This window comes from Streptomyces sp. NPDC085900 (assembly GCF_044540925.1).
Taxonomy (GTDB): Bacteria; Actinomycetota; Actinomycetes; order Streptomycetales; family Streptomycetaceae; genus Streptomyces; species Streptomyces gilvifuscus.
This window is the reverse complement of sequence record NZ_JBITSP010000003.1, coordinates 244,698-262,838: the sequence shown is the minus strand read 5'-3', so window position 1 is coordinate 262,838 and position 18,141 is coordinate 244,698. Positions and strand designations below refer to the sequence as shown.

21 protein-coding genes and 2 tRNA genes are annotated in these 18,141 nt (G+C 73.4%); 12 read left to right on the top strand and 11 right to left on the bottom strand.

The window, feature by feature from the left end; translation table 11 throughout:
- Positions 1-33: 33 nt before the first annotated feature.
- From ACIGDI_RS10600 to ACIGDI_RS10590, 3 genes are all read left to right on the top strand, one after another.
- Positions 34-107, top strand: a tRNA-Met gene (locus ACIGDI_RS10600).
- Positions 108-311: 204 nt separating this feature from the next.
- Complete coding sequence (locus tag ACIGDI_RS10595; protein ID WP_399893600.1) at positions 312-2,129, top strand: tetratricopeptide repeat protein; 1,818 nt, start codon at positions 312-314, stop codon at positions 2,127-2,129.
- Between the two features lie 89 nt (positions 2,130-2,218).
- Positions 2,219-2,292: transfer RNA gene (locus tag ACIGDI_RS10590), tRNA-Met, on the top strand.
- Between the two features lie 114 nt (positions 2,293-2,406).
- Here the strand turns inward: ACIGDI_RS10590 and ACIGDI_RS10585 are convergent.
- The 3 genes from ACIGDI_RS10585 to hisN all read right to left on the bottom strand — a co-directional run bounded on the left by ACIGDI_RS10585 (position 2,407) and on the right by hisN (position 4,275).
- On the bottom strand, positions 2,407-2,820 hold the full coding sequence (locus ACIGDI_RS10585) for a Fur family transcriptional regulator (RefSeq protein WP_200702406.1): 414 nt from the start codon (positions 2,818-2,820) through the stop codon (positions 2,407-2,409).
- Positions 2,821-2,889: 69 nt separating this feature from the next.
- A complete protein-coding gene (locus ACIGDI_RS10580) occupies positions 2,890-3,288 on the bottom strand; it encodes a cyclic nucleotide-binding/CBS domain-containing protein (protein ID WP_399893596.1) in 399 nt (132 codons plus the stop codon).
- Positions 3,289-3,474: 186 nt separating this feature from the next.
- On the bottom strand, positions 3,475-4,275 hold the full coding sequence (gene hisN, locus ACIGDI_RS10575) for a histidinol-phosphatase (protein ID WP_200702404.1): 801 nt from the start codon (positions 4,273-4,275) through the stop codon (positions 3,475-3,477).
- 165 nt (positions 4,276-4,440) lie between these two features.
- Between hisN and ACIGDI_RS10570 the strand changes: the two genes are divergently transcribed.
- Positions 4,441-5,049: a TetR/AcrR family transcriptional regulator gene (locus ACIGDI_RS10570; protein WP_399893591.1), complete on the top strand. Its 609-nt coding sequence runs from the start codon at positions 4,441-4,443 to the stop codon at positions 5,047-5,049.
- 24 nt (positions 5,050-5,073) lie between these two features.
- Here ACIGDI_RS10570 and ACIGDI_RS10565 read toward each other — a convergent pair whose 3' ends face one another.
- The 4 genes from ACIGDI_RS10565 to ACIGDI_RS10550 form a co-directional block, all read right to left on the bottom strand.
- Positions 5,074-5,397 (bottom strand): DMT family transporter, encoded by a 324-nt coding sequence (locus ACIGDI_RS10565; RefSeq protein ID WP_399893588.1) that lies wholly within the window; start codon positions 5,395-5,397, stop codon positions 5,074-5,076.
- A gap of 76 nt (positions 5,398-5,473) precedes the next feature.
- The gene (rsgA, locus tag ACIGDI_RS10560; protein WP_399893585.1) at positions 5,474-6,484 is read right to left on the bottom strand and encodes a ribosome small subunit-dependent GTPase A; all 1,011 of its coding nucleotides are present in this window, start codon (positions 6,482-6,484) and stop codon (positions 5,474-5,476) included.
- A gap of 13 nt (positions 6,485-6,497) precedes the next feature.
- Positions 6,498-7,814, bottom strand: coding sequence for a 3-phosphoshikimate 1-carboxyvinyltransferase (gene aroA, locus ACIGDI_RS10555; RefSeq protein WP_399893582.1), 1,317 nt, complete (start codon positions 7,812-7,814; stop codon positions 6,498-6,500).
- A 123-nt stretch (positions 7,815-7,937) separates the two neighbouring features.
- Complete coding sequence (locus tag ACIGDI_RS10550; protein WP_200702399.1) at positions 7,938-8,657, bottom strand: M50 family metallopeptidase; 720 nt, start codon at positions 8,655-8,657, stop codon at positions 7,938-7,940.
- Positions 8,658-8,962: 305 nt separating this feature from the next.
- Here ACIGDI_RS10550 and ACIGDI_RS10545 point away from each other — a divergent pair, with 305 nt between their 5' ends.
- Both ACIGDI_RS10545 and ACIGDI_RS10540 read left to right on the top strand, forming a co-directional pair.
- Positions 8,963-9,547 (top strand): sigma-70 family RNA polymerase sigma factor, encoded by a 585-nt coding sequence (locus tag ACIGDI_RS10545; RefSeq protein ID WP_200702398.1) that lies wholly within the window; start codon positions 8,963-8,965, stop codon positions 9,545-9,547.
- On the top strand, positions 9,544-10,296 hold the full coding sequence (locus ACIGDI_RS10540; RefSeq protein ID WP_399893577.1) for an anti-sigma factor domain-containing protein: 753 nt from the start codon (positions 9,544-9,546) through the stop codon (positions 10,294-10,296). The genes ACIGDI_RS10545 and ACIGDI_RS10540 overlap by 4 nt, the downstream gene beginning before the upstream one ends.
- A 239-nt stretch (positions 10,297-10,535) precedes the next feature.
- Here the strand turns inward: ACIGDI_RS10540 and ACIGDI_RS10535 are convergent, their stop codons facing one another.
- From ACIGDI_RS10535 to ACIGDI_RS10525, 3 genes are read right to left on the bottom strand one after another with little or no spacing between them, the layout of a single operon-like run.
- A complete protein-coding gene (locus tag ACIGDI_RS10535) occupies positions 10,536-10,880 on the bottom strand; it encodes a hypothetical protein (RefSeq protein ID WP_399893574.1) in 345 nt (114 codons plus the stop codon).
- Positions 10,877-11,509: an Asp23/Gls24 family envelope stress response protein gene (locus ACIGDI_RS10530; protein ID WP_399893571.1), complete on the bottom strand. Its 633-nt coding sequence runs from the start codon at positions 11,507-11,509 to the stop codon at positions 10,877-10,879. Before ACIGDI_RS10530 ends, ACIGDI_RS10535 begins: the two co-directional genes overlap by 4 nt.
- Entirely contained in the window at positions 11,506-12,090 is a 585-nt protein-coding gene (locus ACIGDI_RS10525) for an RNA polymerase sigma factor (RefSeq protein ID WP_399893567.1), read from the bottom strand. Before ACIGDI_RS10525 ends, ACIGDI_RS10530 begins: the two co-directional genes overlap by 4 nt.
- Positions 12,091-12,342: 252 nt before the next feature.
- On the opposite strand from ACIGDI_RS10525, the gene ACIGDI_RS10520 reads away from it, so the two are divergent.
- From ACIGDI_RS10520 to ACIGDI_RS10495, 6 genes are all read left to right on the top strand, one after another.
- Entirely contained in the window at positions 12,343-13,941 is a 1,599-nt protein-coding gene (locus tag ACIGDI_RS10520) for a molybdopterin-dependent oxidoreductase (protein ID WP_399893564.1), read from the top strand.
- Between the two features lie 77 nt (positions 13,942-14,018).
- Positions 14,019-14,678 carry a fasciclin domain-containing protein gene (locus tag ACIGDI_RS10515; protein ID WP_399893561.1) on the top strand — a complete coding sequence of 220 codons (660 nt, stop codon included), beginning with the start codon at positions 14,019-14,021 and terminating at the stop codon, positions 14,676-14,678.
- A 131-nt stretch (positions 14,679-14,809) separates the two neighbouring features.
- A complete protein-coding gene (locus ACIGDI_RS10510) occupies positions 14,810-15,322 on the top strand; it encodes an Asp23/Gls24 family envelope stress response protein (RefSeq protein WP_399893558.1) in 513 nt (170 codons plus the stop codon).
- A gap of 32 nt (positions 15,323-15,354) precedes the next feature.
- Entirely contained in the window at positions 15,355-15,540 is a 186-nt protein-coding gene (locus ACIGDI_RS10505; RefSeq protein WP_063824556.1) for a hypothetical protein, read from the top strand.
- Complete coding sequence (locus ACIGDI_RS10500; RefSeq protein WP_399893554.1) at positions 15,537-16,625, top strand: DUF6286 domain-containing protein; 1,089 nt, start codon at positions 15,537-15,539, stop codon at positions 16,623-16,625. The genes ACIGDI_RS10505 and ACIGDI_RS10500 overlap by 4 nt, the downstream gene beginning before the upstream one ends.
- Positions 16,625-17,209 (top strand): hypothetical protein, encoded by a 585-nt coding sequence (locus tag ACIGDI_RS10495; RefSeq protein WP_399893551.1) that lies wholly within the window; start codon positions 16,625-16,627, stop codon positions 17,207-17,209. Before ACIGDI_RS10500 ends, ACIGDI_RS10495 begins: the two co-directional genes overlap by 1 nt.
- 254 nt (positions 17,210-17,463) lie before the next feature.
- Here ACIGDI_RS10495 and ACIGDI_RS10490 read toward each other — a convergent pair whose 3' ends face one another.
- Positions 17,464-18,141, bottom strand: a complete 678-nt coding sequence (locus ACIGDI_RS10490; RefSeq protein ID WP_399895216.1) for an alpha/beta fold hydrolase — start codon at positions 18,139-18,141, stop codon at positions 17,464-17,466.

The window sequence follows — 18,141 nt, the reverse complement described above, 5'->3', positions numbered from 1 at the left end:
GCCCCGCGTCGTGATACGGTTGCACAACAACGACGCGGGGTGGAGCAGCTCGGTAGCTCGCTGGGCTCATAACCCAGAGGTCGCAGGTTCAAATCCTGTCCCCGCTACTGCGGTCGAAGGCCCGGATCCGACATGGATCCGGGCCTTCGACGTGTGCGAACGCATGTGCCGAGCACAGGGGATACGTGGCGCGGTGGGGAGTTGGGTGATCTGTGTTTGACTTGTCTCTCTGTGGGCATGTCGACAAAACGCTGAAGTGACCTCAATGGCTGCGGTATACCAGGTGTACCCAGGTTGCAGGTGGTGCGACGATGGACGTTATGGGGGACAAGGCAACTCTGTTCGAGACAGGGCGATTTGTGCAGCCTTCCGAACCGGGCGCGACCGACGCCGGGGAGGCTGCTGAAGAGGCTGCCGAGGAACTGCGTCAGCGGCTCGCCGCCGAAGCCGGCGATGTCGAGGCGATGAGTGTTCTCGGGGCCATGCTGCTGCGCCGCGGGGATCTCGACGGAGCCGAACCCCATCTGCGTGCCGCCACCGCGGCCGGCGACCGCGCCGCCGCCAACAACCTCGGCGTCCTGCTGCATCAGCGCGGCTACGCCGACGAGGCCGCCGGATGGTGGCGGATCGCCGCCGTCGCCGGGTCGGCCGCGGCCGCTCACGCCCTGGGCCGGCACCACCGTGAGCGCGGGGACGAGCCGGCCGCCGAGTACTGGCTGCGCCAGTCCGCCGAGCAGGGGCACGCCCTGGGGGCGTACGCGCTCGCCGACCTGCTGGAGCACCGAGGGGACGTCGCGGCCGGCAAGTGGATGCGGGCCGCGGCCGAACGCGGCCACCGTGAGGCGGCGTACCGGCTGGCGCGCGCGCTCGACCGCAAGGCGGCCTGCCCGGACGAGGGCGAGGCCGACAACGGTGTCGAACTGCTGGCCGAGGCCGAGCAGTTCTATCGGCAGGCCGCAGCGCGCGGGCACCAGCGGGCCGCGCTGCACCTCGGGGCGATCCTGGAGAAGCGCGGAGAGCTGAAGGAGGCCGGGCGCTGGTACCTGACCTCCGCCAAGGACGGTGAGGCACGGGCCGCCTGTGCGCTCGGCTTCCTGCTGCGCGACGCCGGTGACACCGAGAGCGCCGCCGTGTGGTGGCTCAGAGCCGCACAGGACGGGGACGGCAACGCGGCCAACGCGCTCGGCGCGCTGCACGCCGAGCGCGGCGAGACGCAGACCGCCGAGCGCTGGTACCGCGCGGCCATGGACGCCGGTGACGACAACGGCGCGTACAACCTCGGGCTGCTCTGCGCCGAGCAGGGACGCACCACGCAGGCCGAGCAGTGGTACCGGCGCGCGGCGTACGCCGGGCACCGGGAGGCGGCGAACGCGCTGGCCATCCTGCTGCTGCAGGGCGGCGACACGACCGGCGCCGAGCCGTGGTTCTCCAAGGCCGCGGAAGCCGGAAGCGTGGACGCCGCGTTCAACCTGGGCATCCTGCACGCCGGACGGGACGAGGACGAGGCCGCCCTGCGGTGGTACGAGCGTGCAGCGGCCGCCGGGCACACCGAGGCGGCGCTGCAGGTGGGGATCGCCCGGCTGCGGGACGGCGACGAGCTCGAGGCGGAGCGGCATCTGCGCTGCGCGGCCGGGGGCGGGAGCGCCGAGGCGGCGTACCGGCTGGCGACCGTGCTCGACGCGCGGCGGCCGCCGGAGCCGGCGCACGAGCTGGGCGAGGTGCTGCACGAGAAGACCGAGTGCGAGGAGTGGTACGAGCGGGCGGCCTCCCAGGGGCACCGGCGGGCGCAGGTGCGGGTCGGCATGATGGCCGCGGCTCGCGGGGACGTGGTGGAGGCGGCCCGGTGGTACCGCGAGGCGGCGGAGGCAGGGTCCCGCAACGGCGCCTTCAACCTGGGGCTGCTGCTGGCCCGGGAGGGGAGTGAGCCGGAGGCGGCGGTGTGGTGGACGCGGGCGGCCGACGCCGGGCACGGTCGGGCGGCGCTGCGGCTGGCCCTGGTCTACGCGCGTCGTGGGGAGCTGGCGGAGGGACAGCGCTGGGCCGACCGGGCCGTGTCCCTCGGGCCGGCGGAGGTCACGGAGCGGGCGGCACGGCTGCGGGACGCGCTGCGGGAGGAACTCTCGGCGTGACGTTCCGGGGGTCGCGGCCCCCGGGCTCCCGCCCCCGAAGAAGCGATTTGCTTCTGTCCTCGCTCCTCACGTACTGTTGCGTTCATCGACGCGGGGTGGAGCAGCTCGGTAGCTCGCTGGGCTCATAACCCAGAGGTCGCAGGTTCAAATCCTGTCCCCGCTACTGAAGACAGAGGGCCGGAATCCAGAAACGGATTCCGGCCCTCTGTGTTTGCGCCTAAAAAGTGTTCGGACTGAAGGGTGTTCGGCCTGCGGGCCCACACGGGCCCGCAGATGCTTACGCCGCGCAGTTCGGGCAGACGCCGCGGTAGGTGACCTCCACGTCCGAGACCGTGAAGCCGAAGCGTTCCGAGTCCGGGAGGTCGGCCAGGGGGTTGCCCGTCGGGTGGACGTCCTTGATCGCGCCGCACCGGGCGCAGACCAAGTGGTGGTGCGGGCGGTGCGCGTTCGGGTCGTAGCGCTTGGCGCGTCTGTCCGTGGCGACCTCGAGCACCTCGCCGAGCGAGACCAGCTCGCCCAGCGTGTTGTAGACGGTCGCCCGGGAGATCTCCGGCAGCTTCGCGACGGCCCGTGTGTGGACCTCGTCGGCCGTCAGGTGGACGTGCTCGCCGTCGAGAACCTCGGCCACGACGCGCCGCTGCGCGGTCATCCGCCATCCGCGTCCGCGCAGCCGTTCCAGAAGGTCACTCATACGGCCAGTCTAACAGAAGGGGACCAGGACGCGAATGAATATGACTTTAGACTTGGTCCAATCTGACTGTCAGTGCAGCAGGGCGACCTGCTGTCGGGCGGGTGCCCAGCAGCGGATGATGTCGCGGACCGAGACGATCCCGACGGTCTCGCCGCGGTCGAGGACGATCAGGTGGCGGAACCCGCCGTGCGCCATGGCGCGGGCGGCCTCCTCCAGGGTCCAGGACGGGGCGGCGAAGACCACGTCGGTGGTGGTGTGGGCGGAGGCGTGCTCCGCGTCCGGGTTCTGGCCGAGCCCCACCGAGTTGAGGATGTCGCGTTCGGTGAGGATGCCGATCCCGCCCGCGTCCGGGTCGAGGACCACGGCCGCGCCGACGCGGCGTGCGGCCATCAGGGCGGCTGCCTGACGGAGGGTGTGTGCGGGGCCGATGGTGAGGACGACTGTGCTCATGGCGTCACGGACGAGCATGGACTTGAGCCACCTCCTAGGGAATCCGGGACGCTAGTTCACGGATTCACAAGTTCACAAGTGGGGAGACTCTCAGAGTGGCAGGTAAAGCACGGGTCAACAAGGGGGCGCGGGCAGCCGATTGAGGGCGTGCGTGCTCATCTGTGTGTTCCGGTGTGCCTCAGTGGCGCCGGGTCGTCGCACCGGTCAGTAGCGCTGGTTCAGATACCCCAGCAACTCGTCGTGCAGCGGGCCGTTCGACGCGGCCGCGTTGCCGCTGTGCGGGCCCGGGCGGCCGTCGAGGCCCGTGAAGGTGCCGCCGGCCTCGGTGACGATGATCGCGTTGGCGGCCATGTCCCACAGGGAGAGCTCGGGCTCGGCGCAGATGTCGACGGCGCCCTCGGCGACCAGCATGTAGGGCCAGAAGTCGCCGTACGCACGCGTGCGCCACACCTCGCGGGTCAGGTCCAGGAAGCCGTCGAGGCGGCCCTGCTCCTCCCAGCCGGACAGCGAGGAGTAGGCGAAGGAGGCGTCCGACAGCTTCGAGACGCGGGAGACGTGCAGGCGGGAGGCCGAGGAGAGGCTGCGGCCGGTGAACGCGCCGTGCCCCTGCGCGGCCCACCAGCGCCGGCCCAGCGCGGGCGCGGAGACGACGCCGACCACCGGCTCGAAGCCGGTCTCGCCGGCCTCCATCAGGGAGATCAGCGTGGCCCACACCGGGACGCCGCGCACGTAGTTCTTGGTGCCGTCGATCGGGTCGATCACCCAGCGCCGGGGGCCGGTGCCCTCCACGCCGTACTCCTCGCCGAGGATCGCGTCGCGCGGCCGGGCGCGCTGCAGCTGGCCGCGGATGAGCTCCTCGGCGGCCTTGTCCGCCTCGCTCACCGGAGTCATGTCCGGTTTGGTCTCGACCTTGAGGTCGAGGGCCTTGAAGCGGCCCATGGTCGCCGCGTCCGCGGCGTCCGCGAGGACATGGGCGAAACGGAGGTCGTCGAGGTAGTCCGGCATGGGACGAACGCTATCCGGCGAGGTGTGCGAGGGGCCACACGGCCCGGATCACGGTCTGGCGGCACATGGCGGCCGAAGGGCGCCCCCGCGTGCTTCCGCGAACCCTTGACAGTGCCTGTGCACGCGTCAAATCTGGGCGCAGAGTCGCTCCGCCCCAGGGAGGCGATGATGCCTGCAGCGCGGGAATCCCTACTGGACGCCGCCTACTCGGCGCTGGCGCGCCGGCCGTGGTCCGCCGTACGGATGGTGGACGTGGCCGCGGCGGCCGGAGTGTCCCGGCAGACCCTCTACAACGAGTTCGGCAGCAAGGAGGGGCTCGCCCGGGCACTGGTCAGGAGGGAGGCGGACGGCTTCCTCGCGGGAGTGGAGCGGGCGCTGGCCACGCACTCCGACGCCCGCGAGCGGCTGACCGCCACCGCCGAGTGGACCGCGTCGACCGCCCGGGAGAACGCGCTCGTACGGGCCATGCTGACCGGCTGCTGGAGCGAGCGGCTGCCCTCGCCGACGCTGTCCGCCGTGCCGTCCTCCTCCGCCGTGCCGGCCCAGCGCCGGGCCGACGGCCCGCTGCCCTCGCCCGGCGACTTCGTGGCGATCGTCCGCGACCGGGCCGTGGCGGTGCTCGCGGGGCCCGGCGCGCACCGCACGGACACGGTGGAGCTGGCCCGCTCCTGCGAACTGGTGGTCAGGCTGGCGCTGTCCTGCGTGGCCGCGCCACCGGTCGAGGGCGGCGTGGGGGAGCTGGTGCGCACGGCTCTGCCCCGGCAGCTGGTGTGAGCCGCCCCGGGGGGCCAGCGCGGTCTAGTGCGCCGAGCCCGACAGCTGCAGGCCGATGACCCCCACGATCACGAAGCTGATCGACACGATCTTCAGCGTGGAGACCAGGTCGCCGAGGAAGATCATGCCGTAGATCGCGGTGCCCGCCGCGCCGATGCCGGTCCACACGGCGTAGGCGGGGCCGACGTCGAGCTTGCGCAGGGAGAGGGTCAGCAGGCCGAAACTGCCCAGGGCGAAAATGCAGAACGCGATCGTGGGCCACAGGCGGGTGAAGCCGTGCGAGAGCTTGAGGCACACGGCGAAACCCGTCTCGAGCAAACCGGCCACCACTACCAGCAGCCACGCCATGTGCTGTCCTCCCCGTATGTCCGCTCGGTGCGATTATGCACTTACCGGGCCGGCGTACAGGCAAACAACGCGGTGGTCAGTCGACCTCCTTGTGCTCCCGGCTGGCCAGCAGCCGGCGCAGTGAGTACAGCCGCGCCGGATCCGCGTGGCCCTCGGCCACCCACTGGTCCAGCGCGCAGTCCGGCTCGTCGTGGCTGCAGGCGCGCGGGCAGCCCTCCGTGCCGGGTTCGAGGTCCGGGAAGGCCTTGATGACCCGGGAGGGGTCGACGTGCGCGAGGCCGAAGGAACGCAGGCCCGGGGTGTCGATCACCCAGCCGTCGTCGTCGCCGAGAGGGAGGGCGAGGGCGGAGGTCGTGGTGTGGCGGCCGCGGCCCGTGACCGCGTTGACATGACCGGTCAGACGGCGGCGGTCCCGGGGGACCAGCGCGTTCACCAGCGTCGTCTTCCCCACGCCGGAGTGGCCGACGAACGCCGTGACCTTGCCGTCGAGCTGCTCGCGCACCCGGGCCACCGCCTCGCCGCTCTCCAGCTCCTCACGGCTGGTGACCACGTACGGGATGTCCAGGTCGCCGTAGAGCTCCAGGAGCTTGTCGGGCGGGGACAGGTCCGACTTGGTCAGGACGAGGAGGGGTGTCAGGCCGCCGTCGAACGCGGCGACCAGGCAGCGGTCGATCAGGCGGGGGCGGGGCTCGGGGTCGGCCAGGGCGGTGACGACGGCGAGCTGGTCGGCGTTGGCCACGACCACCCGTTCGTAGGGGTCGTCGTCGTCCGCCGTGCGGCGCAGCACGGACGTCCGCTTCTCGATGCGGACGATCCGCGCGAGGGTGTCCTTCTTGCCGGAGAGGTCCCCGACGATGGCCACCCGGTCGCCGACCACCGCGGCCTTGCGGCCCAGTTCGCGGGCCTTCATCGCCAGCACCGTCCGGCCGTCGACCAGACAGGTCAGCCGGCCCCGGTCGACGGTGAGGACCATGCCCTCGGCCGCGTCCTCGTGGGCGGGACGGATGTTCGTACGGGGCCGGGTGCCCTTGCGGCCCGGACGGACCCGGATGTCGTCCTCGTCGGTGTGCTTGCCGTAGCGGCGCATCTCCTCTACGTCCCTACGCCCCGAGCATCCCGGTCCACAGCTCGGGGAAGTCCGGCAGGGTCTTCGCCGTCGTCGCCACGTTCTCGATCTGCACGCCCTCCACCGCGAGGCCGATGATCGCGCCGGCCGTCGCCATGCGGTGGTCCTCGTAGGTGTGGAAGATCCCGCCGTGCAGGCGGCGCGGGCGGATGTGCAGGCCGTCGGCGGTCTCCGTCACGTCGCCGCCGAGCTCGTTGATCTCCTTGGTGAGCGCGGCCAGCCGGTCCGTCTCGTGCAGGCGCAGATGGGCCACCCCGCGCAGGGTCGAAGGGGAATCCGCGAGGGCCGCGACCGCGGCGATGCCCGGGGTCAGCTCGCCGACCTCGCCGAGGTCCACATCGATTCCGTGAACGGCACCCGATCCGGTGAACTCCAGTCCGTACTCGGTGAGTTCGCAGGAACCGCCCATTTCGGTGAAGATCTCCCGCAGCCGGTCGCCGGGCTGGGTGGTGTGCGCGGGCCAGGCGGGCACGACGACCTTGCCGCCGGTGACCAGGGCGGCGGCGAGGAACGGCTGGGCGTTGGACAGGTCGGGCTCGATGGTCAGGTCCCGGCCGAGCAGCGCGCCCGGCGTCACCCGCCACACGTTGGGCTCGCCGCCCGACTCCGGCGTGTCCACCTGGGCGCCGACGGTGCGCAGCATGTCCACGGTCATGCGGATGTGGGGCAGGGAGGGCAGCGAGGAGCCGACGTGCCGGACCTCGACGCCCTGGTTGAACCGCGGGCCGGACAGCAGCAGGGCGCTGACGAACTGCGAGGACGACGAGGCGTCGATCTCGACCGGGCCGCCGTCCAGCGCCCCTCCGCCGTGCACCGTCAACGGCAGCGCGCCGCGGCCGTCGTCGTCGATCCGGGCGCCCAGGACGCGCAGGGCGTCGATCACACCGTGCAGGGGACGCTCGTACGACCGCGGGTCGCCGTCGAAACGGACGGGGCCGTCGGCGAGGGTGGCCACCGGGGGCAGGAAGCGCATCACCGTGCCGGCGTTGCCCACGTCGACCGTGGCCGGGCCGCGCAGGCCCGTGGGCAGCACCCGCCAGACCTCGCCCGTGCCGTCCGGGCCGACCCCCTCCTCGATGCCGACGCCCATGGCGCGCAGGGCGCCGGCCATCAGCAGCGTGTCGCGGGAGCGCAGCGGGCGGCGCAGCCAGCCGGGCTCGGAGGCGAGGGCGGCCAGCACCAGGGCGCGGTTGGTGACCGACTTGGACCCGGGCACGTGGACCGTCGCGTCGACGGCTCCGCTCGCGTGCGGGGCGGGCCAGAGGGCGGTGTGTGCGGGGTTAACGGTCATGGCCCCACTTTAGTGGCTGGGCGTGACCGGAGATCTTGATCAAATGCGGCGAAACCATGGTGAAAGAACGGCATGGGAATTGCCGTGCATATATGCGCGCACACGGGGCGCAGGGGTGCCCGGTCACATCTCCAGCAGCCAGCGGCCTCCGCCGATCAGCGAGCACAGCGACACCGCGTGGAACAGGAACAGCCACAGCCCCGCCGGTACGTGCGTCAGCCGGGAGAGCTGGTCCGCGTCCGAGTCGCCCGCGCCGCCCCGCATCCGCTTGGCCTGCAGCTCGAACGCCGGCCGGACACCGCCCACCAGCAGGAACCACACCACCGCGTACGCGAACGCCGCCTGCACCTGCGGCCCGGCCAGCCACGACACCAGCAGGAACATCCCGCCCGTGAGCACCACCGTCAGCGCGCCGTAGGCGTTGCGGATCATGATCAGCATGGCGATGAGCAGGGCCGTCGCGGCCCACAGCAGCAGCGTGATGTGACCCGCGGCCAGCAGGGCCGCGCCGCCCAGGCCGAGCAGTGAGGGGGCGGTGTAGCCGGCGGCCGCGGTCAGGATCATGCCGATGCCGTGCGGCTTGCCGCGGGAGAGGGTCAGGCCGCTGGTGTCCGAGTGCAGGCGTATCCCTGTCAGCTGACGCCCGGTGAGCAGCGCGACCAGGCCGTGGCCGCCCTCGTGGGCGATGGTGATGGCGTTGCGTGCGATGCGCCACACGCTGTGCGGGACGGTGACGGCGAGCGCCGCGACGAGGGTCGCGAGGACCACCCACAGGTCGGGGTCGGGCTGGGTGCCGAAGACGCGGTCCCACAAAGAGGCGAGCGAGGATGCGGTGCTGTCCATTGGCGGGCGTGGCTCCCATGGGTCTCGGCGGTTCGGCGGTGTGGCGCGTAGGTGCGGACGGTACCTGAGACGCCGGCCTGGCAGGGATCGTTCCTGACAGCAAACCCGCAGGTCACGGTGTCGATGTGACGGAGTCGTCCAGCACCCTGCTTTACCCCTGCCGGCTGTGCGCCCCCTTGGGGATACCTGTGCCGTGGCCGACTCCGCCAGTGCCACCTGCGCCTTTTTCCTCACCGCCGCAACCAATCCGGTGTCCCCGCAGGAACGGATTACGCCCGGACACGTCCCGACCACGGAGGCCCTCGGTGAAGGAAGCGGTACATATCGGCAGAAATCCTGCACATGAGCCTGATCTGCAGGAACTGGTCCGCCGTGTGGCCCTGGGCGACGAGGACGCGTTCGCAGCCGTCTACGACGCCGTCGCGAGCGGAGTGCTGGGAGTCGTCCGGGCCGTTGTACGGGACCGGGCGCAGTCGGAGGAAGTGGCTCAGGAGGTGCTGGTGGAGGTGTGGCGGACCGCGCCGCGCTACCGGTCCGACCGGGGCACGGCCATGAACTGGATCCTCACGCTGGCGCATCGCCGGGCCGTGGACCGGGTGCGCTCGGTGGAGGCCGCGGCCGCCCGGGACCACAAGGCGTCCTTGCTGGAGCGGGTGCCCGAGTACGACGAGGTGGTCGAGCACGTCGAGGCCCGGCTGGAGCGGGAACAGGTGCGGCGCTGTCTGCGCACGCTGACCGAGATCCAGCACCAGGCCGTCACCCTCGCCTACTACCGGGGGCTGACCTACCGGGAGGTGTCGGAGGCGCTGGCACTTCCGCTGGGCACCGTCAAGACGCGCCTGCGCGACGGACTGATCCGGCTGCGCGACTGCCTGGGGGTGACCGCATGACGACCACCGACCTGCACCGGCTGACGGGCGCCTACGCCCTGCACGCCCTCTCCGACGAGGAGAGCGCCGCGTTCGAACGGCATCTCACGGGCTGCGAGGCGTGCGCGCAGGAGACGGCCGAACTGCGCGCCACCGCCGCCCGCTTGGGACTCGCCGCCGCCGCGACGCCCGCTCCCGGGATGCGCGAGCAGGTCCTGCGGCGCATCGGTACCGTCCGCCAGGACAGCCCGGGCGAACCCGCCCGGTCCGCCGCCACCCGGACCGGGCCGCGGGCGCGCACGGTGTCGCGCTGGGCGCTGGCGGCCTGCCTCGCGGCCGCCACGGCACTGGGCGGCAGCACCGTCTGGCAGCACCAGCGCGCCGAGGACGCCCAGGACCGGGCGCGCCGCGCCACGCAGGCGACGGACGACATCGCCGCCGTACTGACCGCACCGGACGCCAGGACCAAGGCGGCCGAACTGAGCGGCGGCGCCACCGGGACCGTCGTGGTCTCCCGCAGCCGGGACCGGGCCGTCTTCGCCGTCTCCGGGATGGCCGCGCCGCCCAGCGGCAAGGTCTACCAACTGTGGTTCGACGACGGCGGCACGATGCGGTCGGCCGGCCTCATGGACTCTCACCGCGCCGAGCAGACCCTGCTGCTGCGGGGCGCCGTCGACGGGGCGTCGGGCATCGGCATCACCGTCGAACCCGACGGCGGCTCGCAACACCCCACCTCCACCCCGCTCGCGCTGCTGTCCTTCCCGAGCTGAGCGGTTGCCGTCCGGCGGGGTGGTGGCTGGGGGCGCCGAATTTCGGGGGGGGGCGGGTGGCTGTGCGGCCGGCGTCGGGACGTGCCGGTGAACGAAGTGCCCGGTGGCGGCTCGATGCGCGGCGCCTCCGCACCACCGTTGCGCTGCTGTCCGTTCCGAGCCGAGCGGTTGCCGTCCGGCCCGGTGGTGGCTGGGGGCGCCGAATTTCGGCGGAGGCTCGACGCACGGTGCCGCTGTCGTCAGACGCGGCCCGTGACCGTCACCGTGACGGTCGGGGCGGGGTGCGTCGGTGTCAGGGCGCTCAGGCGGTCGCAAACCCGGGTGCGGACGGCCCGGGCCACGTCCACCGCCCTGGCCTGCCGGACCACGACGACCTGGATCTCCACGTGCCAGGAGCCGTCGTCCCCGTTCGCGGTCATCCGTACTCCCGTGGGCCGGGCCCGGCCGGGGTGCGGCGCCGGACGGGACAGCGTGGAGCGCAGCCGCTCGGCCAGCCCCGGCTTGAGGAAGGCCACCCCGACCACGCCCTCCGCAGCCGCGGCGGCCTCCTCGACGAGCGTCGTCTGCGCGATGTGCGCGGTCATGGCGTAGAGCCTTCCTGGTCGTCGTCTGCCGGTGCGGCGACGAGATCGATGACACGGATGTCCACGGCCGCCAGGGTCATGCCCAGCTCGCGGTCCGCCGCCTCCCGCACGCACCGGCGCACGCGGTCGGCGACGTCGGGCAGGACGGCGTCGGCCGGGGCGTGGATGTCGAGACGGGCCCCGACGGTGCCGTCCCGCGTGCCGTCCTCGCGGCCGTCGAGGAGGCGGCAGGAGCCGGCCCGGACGCCCGGGACGGTCTCGGCGGCCGCGCGCAGCACCCGCGCCGCGACCGCCTCCATGACCCACAGGTCCTCCGCGGGCTCCCCGAGGGGCAGCGGCCGGCCGGGACGCAGTTCGAGGCGTACGACGTCCATGACGCGCCGGGTCAGCGGTTCGGCGTCCCAGGCGGAGGCCTCCGCCGCGTCGTCGCGCAGGCCGCGCACCGCGGTCTCCAGCTGGTCGAGTTCCCCCACGGCCTCCCGGCACCACGGGCAGGACCGCACGTGGGCGTCGTCGATCCCCTCCTCCCAGGCGCGCCAGGTGTGCGACAACAGCCGTCCGCACGGCAGGAGTTCGTCGTCGTCCCCGGGGGTGACGGCGCTGTTCGGCGGGTCGGTGTGAGAGGTCATCGCCAGGCCCCCAGTGCTTGTGTCAGACAACGGCGTGCGCGGAAGACCCGGGCCCGGACGGCATCCTGGCTGATTCCGACCGCGTCCGCGATGAACTCGTAGGAGCGGCCGTCCAGTTCCCGCAGCACCCAGCACGCCCGCTGTTCGGGCGACAGCCGGCCGAGGGCCTCGCGCAGCTCCCGGACCGCGTCGCGGGCCTCCGTGATGCGGGCCGGGGACACCGTGTGCTCGGCGGCGGGCGGGTCGCCCGCCGCGTCCAGCGGGGTCACCGGCCTGCGGGCGCGCAGCACGTTCAGGCAGCGGTTGGTGACGATCCGGTACATCCAGGTGCCGAACGCGGAGCGGCCCTGGAACTCGGGCAGCCTCCGCCAGGCGCTGAGGAAGGCGTCCTGCACGGCGTCCTCCGCCTCGGCCCGGCTGCCGAGCAGGCTCGTGGCCAGCCGCAGCAGCGCCGGGGCATGCCGCCGTACCAGCAGGGCGAAGGCGTCCTCGTCCCCTTCGGCGGCGCGGACCGCCAGCAGGTCGTCGTCCGTGCCCGCCCGGCCGACCGCTGGTGTGCTCTGGGTGCGGGACCCCGCCACGGGGCGGCTCCTCTCGTCCGTTCTTCCGAAGGTTGGACAGCGCCGGGCCCTCGTTGTTACGGAGCACTTCCGCGAGCGGGCCCCGCGCGGATGCCCCCGCTGGGTGGAAGCGGAACGGGCGATCTCCCGGAGCGGAAGTCGATTTTTTTTCGTACATCCGTAGCCGGGCCGGGCTCGGATTGGTCGGAAAAAAGAATTCATTCAATCGTGCGTACGGCCAATCCGGTAGGGCTCGGGGGCCGGATTCCCCACGTGACCGAGAACGAGAAGGAACGCCGAATCCGGCCCGGCGCGGTGCCGCCGGCCGCCCTCAGCGGTGTGCTGGCGGGCTTCGCGGCGCTCGCGTTCGCCGAGCTGGTGGCCGGGTTGGTCCGGCCGCAGGCCGGTCCCGTGGTGGCGGTGGGCGGCGCGGCGATCGACCGCACGCCCACCGCCGTGAAGGACTGGGCGATCCGCCATTTCGGCACCGACGACAAACTCGTTCTGCAGCTCGGAATTCTCGCGGCGCTGACGCTCTTCGCACTGCTGCTGGGAATTGCCGCACTGCGGTTCCGGCGCACCGCCGCTCTCGGTGTGCTGCTGTTCGGCGTGGTCGGCGCGGCCGCGGCGACGAGCCGCCCCGACTCCCGCGGCATGGCGGACGCGCTGCCCTCGATCGTCGGCGCCGTCGTCGGCGCGGTCGTGCTCCACGTCCTCGCGGGCCGGCTCGCGCCCCGGCGGCCGGCCACGACCGAGCGGGAAGCGGCACCCGGCGACGCCGGGTGGGACCGGCGCGGGTTCGTGATCACCGCGACGGCCGCCGCGCTCGCCTCGGCCGGAGCCGGTGCGCTGGGCCGGTCGCTCGGCGGCGCGGCCGGCCGGGACGCGGTGGCCTCCCGCCGGGCCGTGATGCTGCCCGCCCCCGCCTCCCCGGCGGCCGCCGTCCCCCGGGGCGCAGGGCTGCGCATCCCCGGGATCAGCCCCTTCACCACGCCGAACGGCTCCTTCTACCGGGTCGACACCGCCCTGGTGGTGCCGAAGGTCGACGCCACCGCCTGGCGGCTGCGCATCCACGGCAAGGGCGTCACCCGGCCTCGTACGATCACCTACGACGACCTGCTGCGACGCGAGCTGATCGAACGGGACATCACACTCACCTGCGTCTCGAACGAGGTCGGCGGCCCCTACGTCGGCAACGCCCGCTGGATCGGCGTACGCCTGGCCGACCTGCTGGCCGAGTGCGGGGTGCGCCCGCCCTCCCGGGGCGGCCCGGCCGACCAGCTCGTGGCCCGCTCGGTCGACGGCATGACCATCGGCAGCCCCGTCGAGGACGTCATGGACGGCCGCGACGCCCTCCTGGCCGTCGGCATGAACGGCGAACCCCTGCCCTTCGCCCACGGCTTCCCCGTCCGCATGGTGGTGCCCGGCCTCTACGGCTTCGTCTCGGCCTGCAAGTGGATCGAGGACATCGAACTCACCACGTTCGACGCCTACGACCCCTACTGGGTGAAGCGCGGCTGGGCCCGCCGGGCGCCCGTCAAGACGCAGTCCCGGATCGACACCCCCAAGCCCTTCGCCCGCCCCTCCTCCGGCACGGTCATGGTCGCCGGGGTCGCCTGGGCCCAGCACCGCGGCATCGACAAGGTCGAGGTCCGTGTCGACGACGGGCCCTGGCGGGAGGTCCGGCTGGCCGCCGAGGACAGCCGCGACACCTGGCGCCAGTGGTCCCTCCCCTGGGAGGCGACCAAGGGGAGCCACACCCTCACCGTGCGCGCCACCGACCGCACCGGCCGGCTCCAGACCGACAGACGCACGCGGACCGTCCCCGACGGCGCCAGCGGATGGCACTCCGTCGTCGTGACCGTCGACTGACCCGCCCCCTCAGACCACTTTTCCCGACCCCGTACGCCCGCGGCTCCCGCCGCGGAACCCGACAGGAGAACCAAGAGATGAACACCCGTATCCGCCGTACCGCCGTCACCCTGGCCGCCGCGGCCGTCCTGCCGCTCGCCCTGAGCGCCTGCTCCGACAGCGGCAGCGACTCCGCCAAGTCCGACTCCTCGTCGAAGGCGTCCGCCTCGGCCTCCGCGTCGGACGACGGCATGACCGGCGCCGGCAGCACCACCTCGGCGGACAAGCCCTTCGGAGCGGCCTGCTCGGCCGTGCCGAAGGACGGCGCCGGTTCCTTCGACGGCATGGCCCAGGACCCGGTGGCCACCGCCGCCTCCAACAACCCCGCCCTGTCCACCCTCGTGACCGCGGTGAAGAAGGCCGGCCTGGTCGACACCCTCAACAACGCCCAGAACATCACGGTGTTCGCCCCGACCAACGACGCCTTCGCGAAGATCCCCAAGGCCACCCTCGACAAGGTCCTCAACGACAAGGCCCAGCTGACGAAGATCCTCACCTACCACGTCGTCGGCAAGCAGCTCGCCCCCGCGGACCTGGAGAAGGGCTCCTACGAGACGCTGGAGAAGTCCAAGCTCACCACCTCCGGCTCCGGTGAGTCCTACACCGTCAACGGTTCCGCCAAGGTCGTCTGCGGCAACGTCAAGACCGCCAACGCCACCGTCTACATCATCGACTCCGTCCTGATGCCCACCAGCTGACGCCTCCTCAAGGGCCGGGCGCCACCCCCGCGGTGGTGCCCGGCCCCTTTTCCGCGGTCGTCCGCGTCACAGCGCCGGCTGCGGCGGGTCCAAGGAAGCGAAGACAGAGACGGCCAGGAAAGGAACGAGCCATGACCACGCAGACCCCCCAGACCGCACTCACCGCCAAGGACGTGTCCACGCCGCGCACGGGCGGGGCGCCGGCGAGGACGACGGCCGTGTCCGGCGGCGCGACCGGTGCCGACCAGCCGGCCGCCGACCGCGGCCGGACGTCGATCGCCGACGTCGTCGTCGTGAAGGTGGCGGGCATCGCGGCCCGTGAGATCCCCGGCGTCCACGACATGGGCGGCGGTCTCTCCCGCACGATCGGCGCGGTGCGCGACCGCGTTCCCGGCGGACGCCCCAACATCGGCCGCGGCGTCAAGGTCGAGGTGGGCGAGCGGCAGACCGCCATCGACCTCGACATCGTCGTCGAGTACGGCGTCGCCATCACGGACGTCTCCAGGGACGTGCGGGAGAACGTCATCTCCGCGGTCGAGCGGATCACCGGCCTGGAGGTCGTCGAGGTGAACATCACCGTCAACGATGTCCGGCTGCCCGAGGAGGAGGAGCCCGAGACCACGGCCGCGGCCCGAGTGGAGTGACGGCCGTCGATCCGGGTGAGAGGGGACCAGAGATGAGCACAGCGTTCATGGGGATGATCGCGGGCATGGCCCTCGCGTTCGCCGGCTACTTCGGCGGGTTCGGCGCCTTCCTGCTCGTGGCCGCGCTCGGCGGTCTCGGCTGGGCGCTGGGCCGGTGGGCGGAGAGCGGCGGCAGCGTCCGGGACGTCCGGGACGCCTTCGAGCGGAGCCGCCGATGACCGCGGCCGCGGAACGGGGGAGCACCACCGTCTCGCAGCGGGCGGTGCGCAGAATCGCCGAGCGGGCGGCCACCGAGGCGCGGGCCGGCCGGGTGGTGGGCTCGGCGGCGTCCGTGCGGGGCAGGAGCGCCGAGGTGTCCCTTAAGCTGACGCTGCCCTATCCGGCCCCGCTGGCCGACACCGTGCGGGACGTCCAGTCCCACGTCACGGAGCGGACCCGGCACCTGACGGGACTGGACGTGTCCCCGCCCCGCATCGGCGTCACGGCACTCACGCCGACAGCCTCTCCCGCGTCTGCGGAGTGGGACGCCCTGCCGGTGGCCGACGGGCTGCGTACGCCCCGGCGGTCGTGGTCGCGGCGCGGGGTGCCGGTCGCCCTGCTGGCCTGGGCGGCCGCCGTGAGCTGCGGTGTGCTCGCCTTCGACCTGTTCCGCGTGCACCTCGCGGACCGGCCGGCGGCGGCCTGGCGCACCGATGCCGTGCACTGGCTGTCGGCCCACGGTCCCGGTGACCCGGCCGTCGTCGCCGGAGGCGCGCTGATCGCCCTCGCGGGCGCGTGGATGATCCTGCTCGCCCTGGCGCCCGGCCGCCGTCACCAGTGGACCGTCGGCACCCCGGTGGCCCGCGTGGCCGTGGCCGTGGACCGCTCGGCGACGGTGAGCCTGGTCCGCGACGTGGTGGCGGCCGTCGACGGCGTCGCCGCGGTGCGTGTACGGGCCCGACGCCGACGCGTGACGGTCCGCGCGGCCCTCGCCTTCGGCGACCGCGAGACGGCACGCGCCGCGGTCACGACCGCGGCCCGAAGCGCCCTGACCTCCTGCCGGCTGCGCCACACCCCCCGCCTGCGCGTCAAGGTCGCCCCGGACCCGGTCTGGCGCCCCCCACATCCGGAACCGGACACTCCGCGGCGCGACTCCGCATCCACCGTGGCCGGCGACCGATCGGCGCTCGTCCCGGCCCCGGGCGGCGCGACTGCGGCGGGAACCGCGTCCGGCGTCGAAAAGGACGAAGCCGGCTCTGACGGCCGAACGACGAACTGGGCCGCCCAGGGCCCGTCCGCGTCGCAGCCCGGAGGTGATCGGTGATGGCGTGGTCCCGTGGCGTCGTCAACAGGGCGGTGCTGGGGGTTCTTGGACTCGTCCTGCTCGGTGCGGGGCTCTGGCTCGTCGGCGGTGATCTCGGCGTCGCGTCCCGGTTGCCGTCCTGGTGGCCCGCCGACGGGACGGGCTCCGTCCTGATGGACCGGGCCGGGTTGGCGCGGCTGCGCGGTGCGGGGTGGTGGACGCCGGTCGTCATGACCGCGGCGTCCCTGCTGACCGTGCTGTTCGTGTACTGGGCACTCGCGCAGATCCACTCCGGCCGCACCCGTCCGCTCGCCCTGCCGTCCCCGGGTGCCACGGTGCATCCCCACACGCTGGCCGGCGCCCTGTCGGCCCGCGTCGCCCAGCTGCCCGGCGTCGCCCGCTGCCGTGCCCGGGTGCTGCCCCGCGGCGGGACCCACCTCGACGTCGGCCTGCGGGTCTGGCTGGAACCCGGCACGCCCCCCGACGCCGTCCTGCCCGGCCTGACCGCGCTGGCGGCGGAGGCCGAGAACGCCGCCGCCCCCTGCACCACCCGAACCCGGATCCGCCTCAGCGGCACGAGCCACCGCACGCCTCACGTGCGCTGAGACGCTCACTGCACGGGGAGGCCGGTGGTGCCGTAGGACTCCTCGGGGAGTGGGTCCGGCGTGCGGCCCGGGTCGCGCTGGCGGCGTAGGCCGGGGGTGCCGCGGCGCCCTGCACGACCCGGCCCGGGGTCGACGTCGCCGACCGAGGGCGCCCGTCACCCCCACGGAACAGACACCCGGCCCCGGCACGGACGCCCATGCCGTCCCCGGACCCGGACCCGCCTCAACGGCACGCCCCACGTGCGCTGACCCGCTCACAGCACAGGGAAGCCCCCGGTGCCGTAGGACTCCTCAGGGAGCGGGTCCGGTGTGTCGTCCGGGTCGAGGAGGTGGGCGACCATCGCCGAGGCCGTGCGGTGCCACAGGCGGGGGCGGCTCAGCATCGCGTGGTCGCTGCCCCCGACCACGGCCGGCCCCGCCCGTGCGGCCGTACTCCGTGCCCGGCGGACGCAGTCGGCCGTCTCGGTGAGCGAGGTGACGCGGTCCCGGTCGCCGTGCAGGGCGACGACGTACCGGCCCGCCAGCTGTGCCACCGGCTCACCGGCCGGCCACCACGGCGCGAGGCCGACCACGCCCCGCACCGACGGGTGCCCGGCGGCGCGCAGGGCCGCCCGGCCGCCCATGGAGTGACCGAGCAGGACCACGGGGAGGGGACCGGCCGGCCCGGACAGCTCGCTCAGCGCCCGGCGGACGTCCCGCACCGGGTCGGCGCGCTCGCCGTTCCAGCCGCGCAGCCGGTAGCGCACCCGGGCGACCAGGACGTCCCGGTCCGCCGACGCGGCGGACACCGCCCGTACGAAGGGCTCCATCCGCAGCGCGGCGAGCTGCCACGGCCGAGCGGGGTCCTCGCTCGACGCACGGCCGCCGTGCAGGACCAGGACGGCCGCCCGCGGCCGGGCCGGCCGGCGCAGGGGCACCAACGCGGCCGTCAT